At 70.7% G+C, this 15,556-nt stretch carries 10 protein-coding genes; 4 read left to right on the forward strand and 6 right to left on the reverse strand.

Annotation, left to right across the window (positions count from 1 at the left end; translation table 11 throughout):
• Nucleotide 1: 1 nt before the first annotated feature.
• The gene (gene asnB / locus AC5L3X_RS04460) at nucleotides 2-1,924 is read right to left on the reverse strand and encodes an asparagine synthase (glutamine-hydrolyzing) (protein WP_494855279.1); all 1,923 of its coding nucleotides are present in this window, start codon (nucleotides 1,922-1,924) and stop codon (nucleotides 2-4) included.
• Nucleotides 1,925-2,417: 493 nt separating this feature from the next.
• Between asnB and AC5L3X_RS04465 the strand changes: the two genes are divergently transcribed.
• On the forward strand, nucleotides 2,418-4,505 hold the full coding sequence (locus AC5L3X_RS04465; RefSeq protein WP_494855281.1) for a DUF4082 domain-containing protein: 2,088 nt from the start codon (nucleotides 2,418-2,420) through the stop codon (nucleotides 4,503-4,505).
• A gap of 222 nt (nucleotides 4,506-4,727) precedes the next feature.
• Complete coding sequence (locus AC5L3X_RS04470; protein ID WP_225262442.1) at nucleotides 4,728-4,901, forward strand: hypothetical protein; 174 nt, start codon at nucleotides 4,728-4,730, stop codon at nucleotides 4,899-4,901.
• 660 nt (nucleotides 4,902-5,561) lie between these two features.
• Here AC5L3X_RS04470 and AC5L3X_RS04475 read toward each other — a convergent pair.
• The gene (locus AC5L3X_RS04475; protein ID WP_494855282.1) at nucleotides 5,562-6,695 is read right to left on the reverse strand and encodes an ice-binding family protein; all 1,134 of its coding nucleotides are present in this window, start codon (nucleotides 6,693-6,695) and stop codon (nucleotides 5,562-5,564) included.
• Nucleotides 6,692-9,148, reverse strand: coding sequence for a hypothetical protein (locus tag AC5L3X_RS04480; RefSeq protein WP_494855283.1), 2,457 nt, complete (start codon nucleotides 9,146-9,148; stop codon nucleotides 6,692-6,694). Before AC5L3X_RS04480 ends, AC5L3X_RS04475 begins: the two co-directional genes overlap by 4 nt.
• Nucleotides 9,149-9,494: 346 nt before the next feature.
• Between AC5L3X_RS04480 and AC5L3X_RS04485 the strand changes: the two genes are divergently transcribed.
• Nucleotides 9,495-10,388 carry a methyltransferase domain-containing protein gene (locus AC5L3X_RS04485; RefSeq protein WP_494855285.1) on the forward strand — a complete coding sequence of 298 codons (894 nt, stop codon included), beginning with the start codon at nucleotides 9,495-9,497 and terminating at the stop codon, nucleotides 10,386-10,388.
• A gap of 71 nt (nucleotides 10,389-10,459) precedes the next feature.
• A complete protein-coding gene (locus AC5L3X_RS04490) occupies nucleotides 10,460-11,719 on the forward strand; it encodes a nucleotide sugar dehydrogenase (protein ID WP_494855286.1) in 1,260 nt (419 codons plus the stop codon).
• A gap of 2 nt (nucleotides 11,720-11,721) precedes the next feature.
• On the opposite strand, the gene AC5L3X_RS04495 is transcribed toward AC5L3X_RS04490, so the two are convergent.
• From AC5L3X_RS04495 to AC5L3X_RS04505, 3 genes are all read right to left on the reverse strand, one after another.
• Nucleotides 11,722-13,491, reverse strand: coding sequence for a hypothetical protein (locus AC5L3X_RS04495; RefSeq protein ID WP_494855287.1), 1,770 nt, complete (start codon nucleotides 13,489-13,491; stop codon nucleotides 11,722-11,724).
• A gap of 140 nt (nucleotides 13,492-13,631) precedes the next feature.
• Nucleotides 13,632-14,903 (reverse strand): L-lysine 6-transaminase, encoded by a 1,272-nt coding sequence (gene lat / locus AC5L3X_RS04500; RefSeq protein WP_494855288.1) that lies wholly within the window; start codon nucleotides 14,901-14,903, stop codon nucleotides 13,632-13,634.
• 75 nt (nucleotides 14,904-14,978) lie between these two features.
• Nucleotides 14,979-15,512, reverse strand: coding sequence for an HdeD family acid-resistance protein (locus AC5L3X_RS04505; protein ID WP_494855290.1), 534 nt, complete (start codon nucleotides 15,510-15,512; stop codon nucleotides 14,979-14,981).
• Nucleotides 15,513-15,556: the final 44 nt, after the last annotated feature.

Raw genomic sequence — 15,556 nt, forward strand, 5'->3', positions numbered from 1 at the left:
GTCAGGCACCCTTCTGGGCCATGGCGCAGCGCCCCTCGGCGGCCACCGGATCGGCCGGCGACCCGTGCGCCCGTTGCCACAGCTCGAACTGGAGCAACGCCCAGATACGTTCGGCGTAGTCGGCCCCCGCCATGTGCCGCTGGAGCAGGTCCAGAACCGCCGTGGGCCTGAACAGGCCCCGGGCGCGGGCGGTGTCGTCGGTGAGGAGGTCGTAGGCGAGCTCTCGCAGGTCGCCGCGGAGCCAGGTGGCGAGCGGCACGCCGAACCCCTTCTTGGGGAACTCCAGCAGCTTCGGCGGCAGCCAGGGCGCGACCGCCCTTTTGAGCAGCAGCTTCGTCTGAAGCCTGCGCACCTTGTACCCGCTGGGCACGGCCGCCGCCCACTCCATCAGCTGATGGTCGAGGAACGGCGACCGCGCCTCGAGCGAGTTGGCCATCGTGGTGATGTCCACCTTGACCAGGAGGTCGCCCGGCAGGTAGGTGAGCGTGTCGAGTTCGAGGACCCGGCCCACCTCTGTCTCCAGCGCCGATTCGCGGAAGATATCGCCGAAAAGCCGATAACTGTCGGCATGCGCGACCTGCCGCCGCATGGCGTCGGTGTAGATCCGGGCCTTCTGCTCACGCGTGAAGCACGACATCAGCGACGCGTAGCGATGCGACGGAGCTTCGGCGCTGAACGCCATCAGCCGGCCGATCTTCCGGGCCGGGGAGCCCGAACGGGTCCGCTCCATGATCTGCGTGCCGAGCCGGTTGGCCCCCCAGGCGATGGGCGACGGGACGGCCGGGATCCGGCCGGCCAGGTTCATCAGGCCATAGCGCTGATAGCCGCCGAAGCATTCGTCTCCTCCGTCGCCGTTGAGGACCACGGTGACGTGCTGCCGGCTCATCTGGGCGACGTAGAAGCTCGGGATCGCCGACGAGTCGGCGAACGGCTCGTCGAAGTGCCAGGCGAGCCGCGGCAGGATGTCGAGCAGGTCGGAGGTGACCACGAACTCGTGATGGTCGGTGCCGTAGTGCTCGGCGACCATCCGGGCCTTGTGGCGTTCGTCGTACCTGCTGTCCTCGAAGCCTATGCAGAACGTCTTGACCGGCTCGGGACTCTGCATGGCCATCGCGGCCACCACCGCGGAGGAGTCGATGCCGCCGGACAGGAACGCGCCCAGCGGGCGCTCGCTCACCATCCGGACCCGGGTCGCCTCCAGGAGCAACTCGCGCAGCCGTTCCTCCTCCTCCCGCTCGTCGGTGAACGGCCGTGGGACGTGGTCGAGCCGCCAGTAGCGGTGCACGTCGATCCGCCCGTGCTCCCAGGTCAGGAAGTGACCCGGCGGCAGCTTGTGCACGCCCTGGTAGATCGACTGCGGCGCGGGGACGTACTGGAAGCTCAGGTAGTGGTGCAGAGCGAGCAGGTCGAGCTCGCGCGGCATGCCGGGGTCCTGCGCGAGGGCCTTCAGCTCGGAGGCGAAGTGGATCGAGTCATGGTCAGTGCGCCAGTAGAGCGGCTTCTTCCCGATCCGGTCCCGGGCGAGGACCAGTCGTTCGCGGTCACGGTCCCAGATGGCGAGGGCGAACATGCCGCGGAGCCGGTGCAGGAAGTCGACGCCGTACTCCTCGTACAGGTGGACCAGGCACTCGCTGTCTCCGGCCGTGCGGAGCCGGTGCCCGCGCCGGGCCAGGTCTTCGCGAAGCTCGGCGAAATTGTAGATCTCACCGTTGAAGACGGCGACGACCCGGTCGTTCTCGCCGTACACGGGTTGGTCGCCGGTCGCCACGTCGATGATCGCCAACCGGCGCATGCCGAGCGCGGCCTGCGCGTCGTCGTGGAATCCGGCGCCGTCGGGGCCCCGGTGCCTCATCACGTCGCACATGCGGCGGACGAGCGCCGGGTCCGGGCCGGACGCCGACACGATTCCCGCTATGCCACACACGGTGCCTCCATAAAACGGTGTACGACCGAACCGATCACACCTGGTCGTCGTGATCATACGTAGAGTAGGCATCTTTGACTTCTCCGGACGGCGCGAGAGGAGAGTGTGTCGTGATGAACTACACCGATTCGGCCTTATTTACCGTTAGAGGAGGTGATTCGATCGGATCTGTCATGATTTCCAATCGACCGTCATGCTTCATCGACCAAGGACGCCTTTTTCTGGCCGACTTCATATGCCGATAAATCCTCAAATTCCAGGAAATATCAGCACCATTCTCCACCTCGGAAAAAGTTTCATAAACGCTGGTCGACGACAACTCACGAAGAGTACAGTGCGATTGCGTCTCCTTTTATGAGGATCTTATTCACGAGTTCCTCGCGACATGGGACGCCTAGGCATCAGGGCGGAAATGGCGGCGTCGATCCCCACGCGGTGACCGCGTAAAAGCAGCGCCGGACATTCCGCGAGACCGACGAAGAAGTTGAGTTTCATGCGCGAATCCCAGCCCCAGCACGACGCACCCGACCAGACCTCCGGCCCCCGGGCCTCGGCGCCACCGGCATCCTCCTCCCGTCACCTCCGCTCGCGATCCCGGGGCCGGTCCGGCCTCGCGATCCTGCTCGCGGCCACCCTGTCGATGGGCGCGGTCGTCGCCATGCCGAGCGGCGCCCACGCGATCGGGCCACCGGTGGACCTCGGCGACGCGGCGGACTTCGCCGTGCTGGCCTCGACCGCGGTGTCCAACACCAACCAGACGGCGCTCACAGGAGACCTCGGCGTGAGCCCCGGCACCACGGTGTCGGGGTTCCCGCCCGGCACCGTGAGCGGCGACATGCACCAGAACGACGCCGCCGCGGTCAACGCGAAGGCCGACGTGGTGGCCGCGTACAACGATCTCGCGAGCCGGCCCCCGGACGCCACCGTCGCCCCCGCGCTCGGCGGGACCACCAAGACCCCGGGCGTGTACGCCTCCACCAGCGGCAGCTTCGCGATCAGCGGCACTCTCACCCTCGACGCCGAGGCCGACCCGGACGCGATCTTCGTCTTCAAGGCGACCTCCCTCACCGCGGCGAACGTGAGCAACATCAACCTGGTCGGCGGCGCCCAGGAGGACAACGTCTTCTGGCAGGTCACCGGCACCGCGAGCCTCGGTACGTACCCCACCTTCCGGGGCAACGTCCTCGCGTCGGGCGCGGTCACGGTCGGCAGCGGTTCGGCGGTGTTCGGCCGGGTGTTCTCCATCAACAACGTGGTCACGCTGCAGGGCACGGACGGCATTCCGGCCACGCGCGTCACCGTGCCGAACAACCCGCCGACCACCACGACCCTCACCTCGTCGCCCAACCCCTCCGCCACGGGCGAACCGGTCACCTTCACCGCCACGGTCGACGGCGGCGCCGCGCCGGTCACGCCGGCCGGTGACGTGGTCTTCAAGGACGGCGCCACCGTCATCGGCACCGACCGTTTCGACCAGAACAACGACGCCCAGATCACGGTCTCCGACCTCGGTGCGGGCCAGCACCACATCGTCGCCGTCTACCTGGGCGGCACGGTGTTCAACAACGAGCAGCCCATCACGTTCGCGCCGAGCACCTCACCCGTGCGGGTGCAGAACGTGACCACGTCGCTCTGGAACGACTCGACCAACCCGGCGGGCCAATCCACGGACGACCGGGCCGTCACCCTCGGCGTGAAGTTCACCGCCGCCACGAGCGGGCTCGTGGAGGGCGTCCGGTTCTTCAAAGGCCCCGGCAACACCGGCCCCCATGTCGGCAGCCTCTGGACCAGCGGCGGGCAACTCCTGGCAAGCGGCACCTTCACCGGCGAGACCGCCACCGGCTGGCAGCAGCTGACCTTCTCCACCCCCGTGACCATCAACGCCGACACCACCTACGTGGCGTCCTACCACACCACGGCCGGGCTCTTCTCCCTGAACAGGCCCTACTTCACCTCGCTGCACGCCCAGGGCCCGCTCACCGCGCTCCAGGACGGGGCCCAGGGCGGCAACGGCGTCTACACCTACGGGGCCACGAACTCCTTCCCCACCAGCACCTTCAGGGCGAGCAACTACTGGGTCGACATCGCGTTCACCCCGTCTGACAGCCTCTGGAGCGACTCGACCAACCCGGCGGGCCAGTCCGGGGACGACCGGGCCGTCACCCTCGGCGTGAAGTTCAGATCGATCTCCGACGGGCTCGTGCAGGGCATCAGGTTCCACAAGCGGCCAGGAAACAGCGGCCCCCACGTCGGCAGCCTGTGGACCAGCGGCGGGCAACTCCTGGCAAGCGGCACCTTCACCGACGAGACCCCCACCGGCTGGCAGGAGATGACCTTCTCCACCCCCGTGGCCGTCAACGCCGACACCACCTACATCGCGTCCTACCACACCCCGACCGGGCAGTTCTCCGTGACCAATTCCTACTTCACCGAGAAATGGGTGAACGGCCCGCTCACCGCGCTCGAAGACGGGTTCCAGGGCGGCAACGGCGTCTTCGTCTACGGCGCCGCCAACTCCTTCCCCACCAGCTCCCACAACGCCAGAAACTACTGGGTCGACGTGCTGTTCGTCTCACCCTGAGCCGCGCTCGTCCAGGTGCGAACCCTCGCCGGTGAACGCTCGCCGACCTGACGGGATCAGGTCGGCGAGAGCCGATCGAGTGCGGCGCCCTACGTCGCCGGAGTCGCCAGCTTCACCAGAGTCGGCCAGGTCACCGGAGTCGCCGCAGTTGCCGGAGTCGGCGGAGTCGGCGGAGTCGCAGTTGCCGGAGTCGCCGCTCGCCGGAGCGCGGGCTGAAGGGTCGTGAATCCGTCGCAGTACGTGGTGCCCCACGCCGGTCCCGGAGGCGGTGGCGCGGCGGTCAGGACGCACTTCGTCTGGGCCAGGGAGCCGCTCGACGTCAGCACCGTGATCAGCAGGCTGCTGAGCGGCTCGTCCGCCTCCGTCACCGAGACGCCGACCACCCCGGGCGGGTAACCGGGCACCGACGTGAGGCTGTGCCAGCCTCCCGGCGCGGGTGTCCGAGGGTCCAGGATCCAGGTCACGCCGTCCGAGACGTACGCGGTGAAGTTCGTGTCGTAGGGCGGGAAGGTCAGCGAGACGAGAGTCGAGCCGACCCCGGAGGCCGTTCCCGGTGTGCCCGGTGTGCCCGGCGCACCGCGCGGCCCTCGCGGGCCCGGCAGGCCAGGCACTCCCTGCGGCCCCCGAGGACCGGTCTCACCCTGCGGCCCTGGCTCGCCCTCGAGGCTGGGTGGCCCCTGCCATCCGGGCCCCGCCGGTCCCCGCTCCCCTTGCTCCCCTTGCTCCCCTCGCTCCCCTTGCTCCCCTCGCTCCCCTCGCTCGCCCCGCTCGCCGCGCGGGCCCGGCGGCCCTTCCGGACCACGGAGAAAGCGCGCGCAGCGGAACCGGTGGCACAAGTGGCGGCAGCGCCTGCCGTGGCAGTCCCGGCGATCGGCGACGGCGTCCCCACTCACCGCGAAGGTGGCCGAGGAAGCGGTCACCGCCGCCTGGGCCGTCCCAGGAAACCACAGGCCCGTCGCCGCACAGGTCAGCGTCAACGCGAAACCCGGTATGCCCCTGCGAGAAATCACGTGGTCTCCCTTTCATGGCGAAGAGGAACAGTGCGAATGGTCAATGTCACCGGCGATTGAGCACCTGCTGGGCCACCACCGGCGACTCACTCGGGGCGAATTCGACCCACGCCTCGAACACGGCGGTCCCCCCGTTCACGTAGACGGCCCTGATCTCGTGGACGCCCCGGGACAGGGAGGAGGTCGTGAACGTCGCGATCCCCGTCCGGTCGGCGTAGGCCTCGCCGAGGATGGTGGCGCCCTCCATGAACAGGACCATGCCGGTGGGGCCGAACCCCTGGACGTTCCCGTCGACCTTGGCGGTGAAGGTCACCGGCTCCCCCATGCGGGACGGGTTCGGGGCCGAGGTGAGGGTCGTCGTGGTGGGCGGGTTGTCCGGCACGGTGACCCGCGTAGCGGGCAAAATCTCGGTGCCCTCGAAGGTGAGCCCCTCGTTGAGGGCCATCGTGCGGCCGTAGATCGCCGCGCCGTACGACACCTTGACCGAGTTCCGCGCCAGGACGGTCCCGCGGAAGGTGGAGTAGGTCCCCAGGGTCGCGTCGTCGCCGACCTGCCAGATGACGTGGTCGGCCTTCGCGCCGTTCACCAGGTCGATGTTGCTCACCCGCGCCGTGTCCAGGGTGGAGTCGGCCTGGAAGATGAAGACCGCGTCCAGGTCGCCCTGGGCGTCGAGCGTGAGGGTTCCGTTGATGCGGAAGCTGCCGTCCGTGCTCTCGTAGACGCCGGGCGAGATGGTCTTGCCGCCCAGCTCCGGCGACATGACGCCGTTGGCCGCCCGCCCGGCCGCGTCCTCGTAGGCCTCGATCGCGTCGGCCTTCGTCTCCCGCGCCTCCGGGTCGTCGATGTAGATTCCTCCGTCACGTACCTCCCCCGGCGGGAAGCCGACCACCTCGTCGCCAGGGGTGATGGCCAGGTCACCGGTGACCTGGGTCAGACCCGCGTTGAGGATCCGGGTCGCCCCCATCGCCGCGCAGTCATAGGCACTGCCCAGCTCCACGCGGGGCACCCGCCGTACCCGCCCCTCACCGGGCGCGCGGTACGCGGCGGGCTTCGCGCCGATCGTCCCCGGCTCCGCCTTGGCCGCCGCGTTGTACGGGGCAGGCTCGGCGTTGAACGTCCCCATCGCGAGCGCGCTGACCACGACCGCGGCCAGCCAGGACGAGGGCAGTGACTTCATCATGCGGGCAAGTGTGACAACCCGGTCGGCCCGGACGGACGGGAGCCGTCGGCAGTGGGAGATGTCCTTGCCAGAGTTTGTGCGGTTCGAGACAAGGACCGCTCTCCGCCCGCGCCGCTCTGCGCCCGCGACTGCGGCCAGAGCCGGTAGACGCCGAAGTCGCCGGTGCGGAAGCGCAGGTCCGCGAAGGTCTCCAGGGCGGAGCCGGGTCCGGTCCGGCGCTCGTCCACGAACAGCCACCGCACCCCGTAGCGCTCACGCAGCCGCCGGACCGCGCCCGCCGACGGCCGCTCGAAGACCGCGTCGTTGGCCCGCAGCCGGTCGTGATCCCAGAACGGGCGGGTGACCACCCGCCCGCCCGGACGGCGGCCGTCGAGGTTGGTCGCCGTGTAGGCCCACCCCTCGACGAGCATCCGCCGCTCGCTCAGCGCGGCGGCCCAGAAGGCGCGGCTGTCGCACGGGCTCTCGTATCCCAGGCGGCAGTGCACGTTGGTGGCGACGAGCTCACCGGGATCGGAGTGGTCACGCAACCACCGCCCCGCCGCCAGTCCCCCCTCAGGGACGTCCGGAGCCGGCGCCGGCCCGGCCACCGGGCTCCCGTACGTGCCGGGCAGGGCTCGCGCGACCCAGGCGGCGGGTGTGCCGGCCGCCGTGACCATGCACATCACCAGCGCGCACGTACGGACCCCGTTCTGCCGCGCGGCGCGCAGCACGGCGACGGCCAGCAGCACCACGCCCAGCAGCACGGCGTACGGCAGCCACAGCGCGAGGCCGTCCTGGCCGGAGCCCAGCGGGGTCCGGACGCCGCAGAGCAGCCGGACGGCGCAGGCGGCGAGCACCCCGGCGACGGCCGCGTAGGCCATGGCCCGGACCGTCACCCCCGCCCTCCTGACGACGTACGCCGCCCCGGCGACCGCGACCATCGCCAGGTAGGGGTAGGACGCCTGCGGGAAGTAGCCCTGCGACTGGCCCGGATGGCCAAGCATGAACACCGCCGCGAGAGCGGCCGCGTTCATGCCGAGCGCCAGCACGACCGGTGGCGACAGGAGCCGCCGTGGCCCCGCGAGCAGGCCCAGTACCCCGCACCAGGTGATCAGCCCGCACAGCAGGCACAGCGCGGCGACCGAGAGGGCGGCGGCCCAGGAGACCTGCTCCGGCGCCCCGCCCGCGCCGGTCAGGTCCTGCCAGGTCACCCGCATGAGCGACAGCGGCTCGAACACCAGGCCCTGTCGCGCGCCGCCGAACAGCACGACGTGCGCGACGAGCAGGCAGGCGACGGTCAGCCCCAGCGCGGCCAGGGCGCGCCGGGGCGGCGAGAACCACCTGGCCGTCTCGACCGCCACGACCGCCACCAGCCCCGCCACGAGCACCGGCAGGTAGGTGGCCTTGGCCCCCATGACCGCCATGAGCATCACGGCCAGCAGCACCCACCGGCCCCGGGCCGGCCGCCGGTCACCGAGCAGATCGACGAGCACCAGGACGACCGGGGCGAACAGCAGGGCGCCGAAGGTCTGGCTCGGGCTCGTCCACGACTGCGTGCCGCCCCAGGCGGACACCTCCGCCGTGCCCAGGTACAGGTCGGGCGCGGCGAGGAAGACCGTGCTCGCCAGGGCGATCAGCCCTCCCGTCCACGAGCCCGTGACCCGGCGGCCGACCGCCGCGAGGCACCCGGCGAGCGCGGCCAGCATGGGCAGCAGGGCCAGGCGGTAGAGGAGCACGAGAGGCTCGATCCCGGTCACCCAACTGGCCGCCGCGAGATGCGCGTGGACGAACCAGTGGTAGGCGAGGGGTTCGCCGGCGACCGTGGGCACCACGGGCGGCACGTGGTGCCTCAGCTCGCCGGCCAGCGCCAGGTGATAGGGCAGGTCGACGTACGAGGAGGCGATCGCGGGCCAGGTCAGGGCGTTGGCCGCGAAGAAGCCCGCGCTCCACAGGATGAGGCAGATCACGATCAGCGCGAGGCACCAGGCCCGCCCGAGCGGCGTGCGGCGCGCCGGACGGGCGGCCCTCCAGTGCCGGCGCAGCCGGGGGACGGCGAGGAAGACCGCGTACGTGCCGAGCGGCCAGGCCACGACCAGCAGCGGCGCTCCGAGCGCGCGGGCCGGGAGGTAGGCCAGCAGCTCCAGCGCGTAGCCGAGGGCCACCCCCAGCGCCAGCTCCTCCGGCAGCGTCCGCGCCCGCGGATGCAGGAGCCTGACCCACAACAGACCTGGCAGCGCGAGCCCCAGCGCGACGTACAGGCCGAACACGCTCATGTCCCGGGCGGAGACGCCGTGCAGACCGAGTACGACGACGGCGCAGGAGAGCACGGCCGTCGCCGGCAGCCAGGCCGACAGCCGCCCCAACGGCCCGCGCGGGACGGCGCGCCCCGCACCGGACTCCGGCTCGGGCGGGGGAAACTGGGACGAGGTCGCGGAAGGCAGCGCGGCGCGGGGCGTGGACGGGGCTTCGGCCATGCGCGCAAGCCTGGCGACGCCCGCGCGCCCGGCGGACGCCGACAGCCGAACCAGGTGACGTTCCTTACCTGCCTTTGGCCGGTGGAGACGCCCGTCCAGGGCCGCCCGGCGCGATCACGCGGAGCTTCCCGACACGCCCTCAGCTCATATCCGTGTCAGATTCGTCACTCGGCGTAACGTGGGGTGTGTGAGGATCTGGCCGCTCAGAGGGTTGGTCATCCTTTTCGTCTACTGCGTCTACTGATCGGCCAGCCGAATGAGTCTTCCGAAACAGGCGCGTCCCGGCATCGCTCCGGGTCCCCGGTGTTCCGAGCTCCATTGCCTCCGTTGCCGTGGCACGCTCCGCGTGGCCGACGGCGAGCTGACGTGTGAGGTCTGCCCAGCCACCTATCCCGTGGACAAGGGGATCCCGAGGTTCGTCCCCGAGGACAACTACGCCAAGGGGTTCGGCTACCAGTGGAACCGGCACCGGCTGACCCAGCTCGACAGCCACTGCGGCCTGCCCATCTCCCGCGACCGGGTGATGAGCGCGAGCGGCTGGACCGCCGCCGAGTTGCGCGGTAAAACCCTGCTCGAATGCGGCAGCGGGGCCGGCCGGTTCACCGAGGTGCTGTGCGAGACCGGCGCAGTCGTGACGTCGTTCGACATCTCCAGCGCGGTCCACGCCAACGCCGCCTCCAACGGCCACTTCCCCAACCTGCTGCTCCTGCAGGCCAGCATCTACGACCTGCCGCTGCCCGAGGAGTCCTTCGACTACCTGTTCTGCTTCGGCGTCATCCAGCACACGCCCGACGTCGAGCGCACCTTCAAGACGTTGTTCCGCTACCTGCGGCCCGGCGGCCGCTTCTGCGTCGACGTCTACGCGGCGCCGATCTCCTACCTGCACCCCCGGCAGCTGTTGCGCCCGCTGACCAAGCGCGTTCCTCCGGCCCGGCTGTACGCCATGGTCGAGAAGACCGCGCCGAAGCTGCTGCCGCTGTCCCTGGCGCTCTCCTCCGTCCCCGTCGCGGGGCCGGGCCTGGCGCGTCTGGTCCCCGTGGCCATCCATCGGCATCTGGGCCTGCGAGACCGGCAGACCGTCCGTGACTGGTCGGTGCTCGACACCTTCGACTGGTTCGCGCCGCGCTACGAGAGGCCGCAGACCCGTCGGCGGCTGGAGCGGTGGACCCGGGACCTCGGGTTGAAGCAGGTGTCGATCCACCGCAATCGCGGCCTCTACGTGGTGCGCGGCGTCAAGTAGCCCCGGCCATGGGACTGACGCGCCCGGCTCTGGCCGGGCGCGTCTCAGCTCGAACCAACGGGAGTCTTTGCATGGAAGAGAAACTGGTTGTCGTCGGCCAGGGCTATGTCGGCCTGCCCCTGGCGATGCGGGCCGTGGAGGCGGGGTTCGACGTCGTGGGAATCGACGTCGACCAGTGGCGCGTCAAGCGGCTGAACGCCTGCGAGTCCTATGTCGAGGACATCACCGACGACCGGCTGGCCGCCGCGCTGCGCAGCGGCCGCTACCTGGCCAGCTCTGATTACGCCGACGCCGAGGGATTCGGCGTGTGCGTGATCACGGTGCCGACGCCGCTCGCCGAGGGCGCCCCCGACCTGAGGTACATCGCCTCGTCCGGCCGGTCGATCGCGCCGTTGCTCCGCCCCGGCGCCACCGTGATCCTGGAGTCCACCACCTACCCGGGCACCACCGAGGAGTATCTGCTGCCGCTGCTGGAGGAGGGCTCCGGGCTGCGCGCTCCGGAGGACTTCTTCCTGGGCTACAGCCCCGAGCGCATCGACCCGGGCAACCCCGAATGGCGCCTGGAGAACACCCCGAAGGTCGTGTCCGGCCTCGACGAGGCGTCCCTGTCCAAGGTCGGGGCGTTCTACGGGCAGATCGTGAGCCGGGTCGTCCCCGTCTCGTCGCTCCAGGTGGCCGAGCTGTGCAAGCTGCTCGAGAACACCTTCAGGCACGTCAACATCGCCCTGGTCAACGAGCTGTCCATCTTCGCCGAGCAGCTCGGCATCGACGTCTGGGAGGCCATCGACGCGGCCTCCACCAAGCCGTTCGGGTACATGCGCTTCACGCCGGGGCCCGGCGTCGGCGGGCACTGCCTGCCGATCGACCCGTCCTACCTGTCGTGGAAGGTGAAGCGGAGCCTGGGGCACAACTTCCGGTTCGTGGAGCTGGCCAACGACATCAACGACCACATGCCCGAGCACGTCGTGCACCGGGTGACCCTGGCGCTGAACCAGCGTCGCAAGCCGGTCAAGGGCAGCCGCGTGGTCGTGCTCGGGCTGGCGTACAAGAAGAACGCCGGCGACTGCCGCGAATCGCCCGCGATCGAGGTGGCCAGGGGGCTGCACAAGCTGGGCGCCGACGTACGGGCCGCCGATCCGCACGTGGAGCACTTCCTGCTGCCTCCCGGCGTCGAGATCATCGAGGTCTCGCGCCGGGAGCTGGCCGAGGCGGACGCGGTGGTGATCCTCACCGATCACGACTGCTTCGACTACGAGCTGATCGAGCAGGTGAGCCCGTTCGTCTTCGACACCCGCAATCGCTGCCGGGGGCCCAACGTCGAGCTGCTCTGACACTAGGGGATCGCCGAGACCGGCACCTCTCGCACCTCGACCAGCGGGCTCGGCGCCATTCCGGGCGTGACGCCGGCGAACCACGCGGCGGGGGTGCCGGCCGCGGTGACCAGGCAGATCACCAGCGCGAACGTCCGCCGCCCGCCGGTCCGGGCGGCGAGCAGCGCGAGCGCGACCAGCAGCACCACGCCCATCAGGGCGAGGTAGGGCAGGTAGAGGAGCACGGCGTCCTCGCCGCGGCCCAGCGGCACCTCGACGTCGCAGAGCATCCGGACGAGGTAGGCGGCCAGCACCCCGGTCCCGGCCGCGAGCAGCACCGACCTGAGCGGCAGCCGGGCCCGCCGTACGACGAGGAGCAGCCCGTAGACCGCGACCATCGCCAGGTACGGGTACGGCCCTTCGAGGAAGTGCCGATCGCCGAGCAGCAGCCCCAGCGGGAGACCGGTCGCGCTCATGCCGAGCACCAGCACCACAGGGGGCCGCAGCAGCAGTTGCGGCCGGCTCACCAGCCCGAACGCTCCGCACCAGGTGATCGCGCCGCAGAGGGTGAGCAGCAGCGCGACGCCGAGCAGCGCGGCCGGCGAGGGCGCCTCGTCGCCCAGGCCGGTCAGCCGGCCCAGCGTCTCCCGCACGACCGGGCCGGCCACCGGCGACATCCCGGCGGCCGGCGCGACGGCCAGGCACACCCCGGTCAGCCCGAGGGCGGCGAGGGCCCGCCGGGGCAGGCTGAACCACCTGACCGTCTCGACGGCCACGACCGCCACGAGCCCACCGGCCAGCAGCGGCAGGTAGGCGGCCTTCGCACCCATGACCGCCACGAGCATCACGGCCAGGAACACCCACCGGCCCCGGGTCTGCCGCCGGTCGCCGAGCAGGTCGACGACCACGAGCACGACCGAGGCGAAGAGCAGCGCGCCGAAGGTACGGGCCGGGCTCGACCACGACTGCACCGGCTCCCAGGCGAACACGCCCGCGGCCCCCCGGTAGAGGCTGGGCGCCGCGACGAAGACGGTGGCGGCCAGGGCGCCGAGCGCTCCCGCCCACGTGCCGATGACGCGGCGGCCGACGGCCCCGAGCAGGACCACGAGCGCGGCCAGCATGGGCAGCATGGCCAGGCGTGAGGACAGGACCAGCGGCTCGATTCCGGTGAGCGCCGCCGCCGCGAGGTGCGCCTGGATGGACCATTCGGGCCCGTCCAGCACGCCGGCCGGGGCGAGCGGGGCGCCGAACCGGTCGGCGGCGGTCCATCCGATCAGGCAGATCACGCCCAGCGCCAGCCCCCACGACCAGCGGAGCGACGTCCGGGCCGGGCGGGGCGCGCCCTTCCAGTGCCGGTGCAGGCGGGGGACCGCCAGGAAGAGCGCGTACGTGCCGAGCGGCCAGACCGCGACGAGCAGGGGCACCCCGGCCGCGCGGCTGAGAAGGGAGGCGAGGACTTCCAGCGCGTAGCCGAAGGTCAGCCCGAGCGCGACCTCCTCGGGCAGCGCGCGGGGACGCCGGTACAGGAGCCGGACCCACAGCAGGCCCGGCAGCGCGAGGCCCAGGGTGACGTAGCCGCTGAACAGGACGAGGTCCGTGACGGAGACGCCGTAGAACCCGAGCACCACTCCGGCGCAGGCGGCCACCGCCACGGCGGGCAACCAGGTGGAGAGCCGCTGCCAGGCCGGCCGCGGGCCGGGGGGCGCTGGTCCGTCCGCGCCGGTCTCCGGCGCGGAGGCGGCGGAGGCGGCGGAGGGCAGCGGGGAACGCGGAAAAGGAGGAGCTTCTGCCATGAGCGCTAGCCTGGCGAGGCAGGCGCTCCGGACCGGCGCGGACGCCCGGGCACGGCAATGTCCTTGCCGGTCCTTGGCGGGGTTTTCAGGCCAGGACGGTCACTTCAGGGCGGTCACTTCTGAGCGTCACTTCAGGGCGGTCACTTCAGGGCGGCCGAGAGCGCGGTGAGACCGCGGTCGAGGTCGGACTCGGTGATGTTGAGCGCCGGGCGCAGCCGGACGGAGCGGGGGCCGCAGGGGAGCACGAGCACGCCCTGCTCCTCACGGACGCGGCTGACGAAGGCGTCCCGGCTGGAGGTGCCGGGCAGGTCGAAGGCGCACATCAGGCCGCGGCCGCGCACGTTGGACACGCTGTCGGGCTGCTCGGCCTGGATCTTGGCGAGGCGTTCGAGCAGGAGGACGCCGAGGGTGGCCGCGCGCGGGATCAGGCGGTCGCGCTCGATGATCTCCAACAGCCCGCGCGAGCGGACCATGTCGACCAGGTTGCCGCCCCAGGTGGAGTTGATCCGGCCGCTCACCTGGAAGACGTTGTCGGGCACCAGGTCCACGCGGCGGCCCGCCATGATCCCGCCGACCTGCACCTTCTTGGCGAACGCCACGACGTCGGGGGCCAGGCCGAGCTGCTGGTAGGCCCATGGGGTGCCGGTCGCGCCGCCGCCGGTCTGCACCTCGTCCAGCACGAACAGGGCGTCGTACTCGTGGCACAGCCGCTGCATGGCCTGCAGGAACTCGGGGCGCAGGTGGTTGTCGCCCCCCTCGCCCTGGATGGGCTCGGCGATGAAGCAGGCGATGTCGTGCGGGTGGCGCTCGAAGGCGGCACGGGCCTGCTCCAGCGCGTGCGCCTCCGCCGCCTCCACGTCTCCGAGGTGGGCGGCCGGTACGTCGAGGCGCGGCCAGTCGAAGACGGGGAAACGGTCGGTCTTGGCCGGCTCGGTGTTGGTCAGGCTCATCGTGTAGCCGCTGCGGCCGTGGAAGGCCCTGGTCAGATGCATGACCCGGGTGCCGAGCTCGCGCGACCTGCCGGCGGCCTCGTTGCGGCGGCTCTTCCAGTCGAAGGCGGTCTTGAGGGCGTTCTCGACGGCCAGCGCGCCACCCTCGACGAAGAACAGGTGGGGCAGTTCGGGGTCGCCGAGCACGCGGGTGAACGTGTCGACGAAGTCGGCGAGATGCTCGGTGTAGATGTCGGGGTTGGCGGGCTTGTTGCGGGCGACCCGGCCGAGCACCTCGGCGAACTCGGGGTCGAAGGGCGGGTTCACGCCCAGCGGGGCGGAGGCGAAGAACGTGTAGAAGTCGAGATATCGGCGGCCGTCGCGCGCATCGACGAGCCAGGAGCCCTGACTTCGTTCGAGATCGAGCACCAGGCGGTAACCGTCGACGAGCAGGTGGCGGGCGAGCCGGTCGTGTACGTCCATGTCTCCTCCACAGTGAGCCAGACATGGCATACGTTCCCCACTCCAGCAGGCAATTATCCGAAAATTTTCCGGATTCTAAGCGCCTGGCGCGAGTTTCTTCACCCGGAATGCCAGAGCCACTACCGCGATGCCGTACAGGATCGCGAACAGGCCGACCAGCCAGACGAGCGTGAGCAGGCCCGCGCCCGGCCAGATCAGCAGGACGATGCCGAAGATCACCAACAGCACCCCGCCCACGATCAGCATCCACTCGTTGGCGGCCGTCTCGCGCAACCTGACGCCCGCCACGATCTCCGCCACGCCGGCCAGGATGGCCCAGATGGCCACGACGTAGAGCAGGGCCAGCGAGGTGATCCCCGGCCAGACGAGGGCCACGATGCCGGCCACGATGCCGAGGATCCCGGAGATGATCAGCCAGGCCCGCGACCCCGTGTCACGTTCGGATCCGGCGAACAGCAGGAAGAAGCCGTTCACGATCGCGTACGCGCCGAAGAAGATCACCAGGACCAGCACCGTGAGGCCCGGCCAGATGAGGGCGAGGATGCCGAAGATGATGGCGGCGATGCCCCGGATGAGAACCAACCACCAGGTGCGCGCGATTTGCTCCATGGTGGATCTATGTCCAGTTTGTCACCGCATGCAGCCCACCATCG

The organism is Nonomuraea sp. CX421 (assembly GCF_059358955.1).

What these genes read in the sequence shown, in the direction of transcription:
- AC5L3X_RS04465 (WP_494855281.1), top strand. Translation starts at nt 2,418, where the DNA reads ATGCGCGAATCCCAGCCCCAGCACGACGCACCCGACCAGACCTCCGGC.
- AC5L3X_RS04475 (WP_494855282.1), bottom strand. Translation starts at nt 6,695, where the DNA reads ATGATGAAGTCACTGCCCTCGTCCTGGCTGGCCGCGGTCGTGGTCAGC.
- AC5L3X_RS04480 (WP_494855283.1), bottom strand. Translation starts at nt 9,148, where the DNA reads ATGGCCGAAGCCCCGTCCACGCCCCGCGCCGCGCTGCCTTCCGCGACC.
- AC5L3X_RS04490 (WP_494855286.1), top strand. Translation starts at nt 10,460, where the DNA reads ATGGAAGAGAAACTGGTTGTCGTCGGCCAGGGCTATGTCGGCCTGCCC.
- AC5L3X_RS04495 (WP_494855287.1), bottom strand. Translation starts at nt 13,491, where the DNA reads ATGGCAGAAGCTCCTCCTTTTCCGCGTTCCCCGCTGCCCTCCGCCGCC.
- lat (WP_494855288.1), bottom strand. Translation starts at nt 14,903, where the DNA reads ATGGACGTACACGACCGGCTCGCCCGCCACCTGCTCGTCGACGGTTAC.
- AC5L3X_RS04505 (WP_494855290.1), bottom strand. Translation starts at nt 15,512, where the DNA reads ATGGAGCAAATCGCGCGCACCTGGTGGTTGGTTCTCATCCGGGGCATC.